Annotated in this window: 3 protein-coding genes; 2 read left to right on the top strand and 1 reads right to left on the bottom strand. The window is 34.1% G+C overall.

Translation table 11 applies throughout. From position 1 onward, the window contains the following. Window positions 1-114: 114 nt before the first annotated feature. Window positions 115-1,569 (top strand): LptF/LptG family permease, encoded by a 1,455-nt coding sequence (locus WBY99_RS06635; protein WP_423975547.1) that lies wholly within the window; start codon window positions 115-117, stop codon window positions 1,567-1,569. A 197-nt stretch (window positions 1,570-1,766) separates the two neighbouring features. Then, the gene (locus tag WBY99_RS06630; protein WP_423975546.1) at window positions 1,767-2,990 is read left to right on the top strand and encodes an acyloxyacyl hydrolase; all 1,224 of its coding nucleotides are present in this window, start codon (window positions 1,767-1,769) and stop codon (window positions 2,988-2,990) included. Between the two features lie 166 nt (window positions 2,991-3,156). On the opposite strand, the gene glgP is transcribed toward WBY99_RS06630, so the two are convergent. Continuing rightward, window positions 3,157-4,794: alpha-glucan family phosphorylase (glgP, locus tag WBY99_RS06625; RefSeq protein ID WP_423975545.1), on the bottom strand; the 1,638-nt coding region annotated here is incomplete at its 5' end.

Raw genomic sequence — 4,794 nt, 5'->3', positions numbered from 1 at the left:
AACAAAGACCAATATAAAAACTATTTTGTTACCGAACTTTAGAACTCAATCAATCACGATAAAAAAAGTCACAGAAGAAAATATTCTTTTGTGGCTTTTTGGTAAATTTGAACCATGATAAAAAAACTCGACGGCTACGTCATCAAAACTTTTTTCGGACCGTTTCTTTTCATATTCAGTGTGTTGTTTTTCATTTTTGTAGTGAACATTATCTGGATTCGATTGGCGCAATTTACCGGTAAAGGCTTGAGTTATTGGGAAATTCTAAAATTGCTTTCTTATCTTTCTGCCATTGTAGTACAACTGGTTTTACCTTTAACCATCCTACTTTCCTCCATTATGACCTTTGGTGATTTTGGGGAACGTTATGAATTGGCAGCCATGAAAGCCGCTGGTATTTCGTTGACTCGAATTATGTTTCCGCTGTTTGTCACTACCCTATTTTTTTCTGGTCTCTTGTTTTTCTTCTCCAATAATGTAGTGCCCGATTTTCAGCGGAAAGCAAAGAATATGCTGTACAATATTGCCGCTACAAAACCTGCGTTGAACTTTACACCCGGCCAATTCCTTCAGCAACTTCCTGGTTATAGCGTAAAATTTGATAAAATTACAGGCGAAAATGGTGAAAATCTAACGGGCGTTTTTATTCATAAAATGGCAACTTCTTTTGAAGATCAACAATCCATCGTTGCAGAAAAAGGAAAATTCGTTCCTGCCGATAATCCTAATTATTTAAAATTGGTTTTATTTAATGGTTATATTTATGAAGATCAATTAAGCAATATTGATTATAACGCACGATTAAAGCAACCAGATCAAGCGATTAAATTTGATACTTTAGTTTCTCATTTTAATATTTCCGAAATTATTGATAAAGCGATTGAATCAGAAAAAATCACCGACGACTACTCTTTTCAAAATATTTTAGAATTAAATAATACCATTCAAGAAACTAAGAAAAGTAACGATAATATTATGAATAATGTGACTTACGAATTGGTGAGTCAAACCAACAGTTACGTAAGTTATGTGGATAAAATAAAACCAAAAATTCCAATTATTGCACCTGCAAAAACAGATACTGTCAATATTCAAAAAAAGCAGGATATGCTTTATTCTGCCTATAATAAATTAGAAAGTATCAAGCAATCAACTTTAGGGAAGGATTCTCAAATTAAGGATATGCACGCCTATTTTTCTCGGGTGGTAATGCAGCAACAAAGGATTGTATCGTATTCGGTAACGTGTATTATTTTCTTTTTAATAGGATCAAGTTTAGGGTCAATTATTCGAAAAGGAGGTTTAGGATTACCTGTGGTGATTGCAATTGCGGTTTTTATATTCTTTTACGTTCTTAATCTTTCTGCTGAAAACATTGCATGGTCTGGGAAAATAGATCCTTATCTGGCGGCTTGGCTACCCAATTTAATACTCCTTCCGTTTAGCGTTTGGTTAACTTATAAAGCGTTAACTGATTCACAATTGTTCGATATTGAAAAATACAAATCGATGTTTAAACCGCTTATTAATAAACTTTCTAAGAATAAAGAACATCAGCGGTATCGATAAATGAATATAAAATGATTTAACAATAATATAAGGGATGATTTTTTCATCCTTTTTTCTATTACTCTTACCATTACTGAAAAATATAACTATTTTTGTATTTTAGCGTCTGTTTAAATTTCATCAAAATTAATTTCCCCCACCCTAAAGGGAAATTTAAACAGACGCTAATATCTTTTAAGAAACAAATATTTTTATCAATGAAAATTAAATTTATCCTGACTTTTACAATCTTAGTTTCTTTTTTTTTAATATTAAATGCGCAAGATAATCGTTCCCAAATTCCTGTAATACTTCAAAAATCCTATTTTGAAGTAAACGCAGGTTCAATTGATTATTCATTTTCAGATCAACATTTAGAATCCGGCTACACCATGAACTCTGTTTCCGTTCCACATTGGGCAGCCCGCATCGTATTATTTGGTTATGATTTCAATCGTTATCTATCGGCTCAAATAACATATATGCGTCCTGTTTATTGGGTGCGTTACAATTACACCAATCATAATAAACCTATAAATCAACCCAATGCGGTAAGCGGATCAGGTAGCGTAAGAATGAATATTGGCGCCTTAACTTTGAAACCAAAATTGCCTGTAAATGATAAATTATCGGTATATGGTGAAGCTGGATTAGGCATAATCACCCGTCATGGGTTTGTGGACAAACTAGGCAAATCTGTTGTAAACGATGCAAGTTATGCCAGTGTTTTGCTTGGACTTGGGATAAAATATCATTTAAACGATAAATGGGCATTACAAATACAGTCTAATTATACTCCTGAAAATGCAAAGGTAAAACAACCTGCCACAAGTTTTATCGGAACTGGATTCTCCTATAATTTCGTACCCTTCACAGAGGAAAGACTACAAAAAACAAAAGAACTGGGATATATTTATCCTAAACAATGGATACAAATTGGAATGACCAACAATTTTATGGGGTATGGAATTAATAATGCTGTTTCGAGTAAATATCTTCCAATTTTTTGGGGCGGACATGCTGAGGTTAAAAACGGATTATCAATCATCTACCAGCGCAACATATTTCATGGTGCCAAGGTATTTGCTTTAGATTGGGGAATCAATGCCTCTGGCTGGGAGACAAACGTTAATAATGATAAGTTTTTTACGCTTTCAATCTTTCCTGCATTCAGACTAAATTATTTACATGCCAAAGATTTCGATGCCTATTTTTACTATTCGGTTGCCGCACCAACCTATATCTCTGAAACAATTTTGGATGGACATAAAATGGGCGGAAAATTTACTTTTATGGATAATATGGGAACTGGTGCATTTTTCGGATCTAAAAGAAACCTCAACGCTGAATTAAAAATTGGTCACTACTCGAATGGAAATATATTTACCGATAATGAAGCTGTTAAAATACCTTTATCCTTGAGTCTTGGTTATGCCTTCTAAATTGAAAATTAAATAATACTTTGTTTTGATGATAAAATTTTCAATACTACTACAGTTCGAGAGTCGATATAAAAAAAGTGCCTGAGAACGCTGTACTTCAAAAAAAACAATCATAAAAAAATCCGGAAACATTACTGCTTCCGGATTTTTATTTATCTAAGAAAAATTAGTTGATATAAATTTGCTTATAGTATTCATCTGCCATACGGTCAGAATTAAAGGCAGTTTTAACATCATCCATTGCGGTTTGCTGTACTTTTCTCCATTCTTCCGGACGGTCGTAATACATTGGAATAATTTCGTTTTCTAAAATTTCATACAACTTATTGAGGTCATAATTATCCTGATCATAAACGCTCATATTCTCGTAATCTGCTTTCGGAACTACAAAAGAGTTTTCGCCATGTTTTGCAAACTCAGGAATCCAACCATCATCGGTCGACAAGTTTACAGAACCGTTCATCGCAGCACTCATGCCAGAAGTCCCAGACGCTTCTCTAGGTACACGTGGATTATTCAACCATAAATCTGAACCCTGCTTCATCGATTTACTCAAAGCCAATTCATAACCAGTAAGCACAGCCATATTTTTGTAATTCTTACTCTCTTCTACCAAACCATTAAAAGTAGAAATCGCCGAATAGTCCATTGGATAAGGTTTCCCTGCCCAGATAATCTGCACTGGATATTTTGGATTATTCAATAATCTCTCAAACCTTTCTTTATCATGAAGTAATAAATCTGCTCTTTTATAGCCCGCAAATCTTCTTGCCCAAACAATCGTAAATATATTTGGATCAAATAAATTTCCTGTTTGATCAGCTATAATTTTGAAAAACCTTTTCTTTAAATGTTTTTTTCTAAAATCAAAAAGCATGGCATCATCCTCATCTTTAGAATCATACAACGGCTTATCTGCCCAATATTTATATTCCTGTGCGTTGGTAATCGCTTTTATCTCACAGATTTTAGAATATTTACTCCACATTGCCCGAGACACTACACCGTGCAATTGCGAAACGCCATTCGCAATTCTCGCCATACGCAATGCACAAAGAGAATGGTTGAAACGGTCATCTTCTACTCCTTCTATTGTTTTCACTTCATCAATTGATAATCCTGAAAAATACGACATATCGTGGCACATAAAAATATTATGCTTTTCATTTCCGGCTTCTTCAGGAGTGTGAGTGGTGAATACCAATTTCTCTTTCACTTTCTCCAAATCACCATCGAATTTTTTTAATAGATAAAATGCTGCGGGCAGTCCGTGTGCTTCATTCAAATGATAAACCTCTCTTTCGAAATTCATCATATCTAATAATTTCGCTCCTCCTTTTCCTAATAAAATATATTGAGCAATTTTGGTCGATTCATTCGCATCGTACAAACGGTGGCAAATGGTTTTTGAAATATGGTCGTTTTCGGGAACATCCGTGGAAAGAAAAAACATCGGCGCAGTATGGAAAATTTCGGGAGCCAAATAATAAACCTTTACCCAAACTGGTGCAGAATGAATTTCGATCTGATACATAATTCCCGTATCCTGCAAAAACGAATACATTTTCCGAGTCCAAGTTGGTTGTAAAGTCTGGTCGTGATTTCTAGCTTGATCATAATAACCGAACTTCCACAAAATACCGATTCCTACCAAATCTTGTTTTAAATTATAAGCACTTTTCATGTGAGAACCAGCCAAAAAACCAAGCCCTCCAGAATATATTTTTAAGGCTTGATCAATTGCAAATTCCATTGAAAAATAAGCCACTTTTTTTGAATAGTCATGATTGATGCTATATGGCAT

The organism is Kaistella sp. (assembly GCF_049588135.1).
In the GTDB taxonomy this organism is placed as follows: domain Bacteria; phylum Bacteroidota; class Bacteroidia; order Flavobacteriales; family Weeksellaceae; genus Kaistella.
The sequence above is the reverse complement of the archived record's forward strand: the minus strand, read 5'-3'. Positions and strand labels throughout refer to the sequence as shown.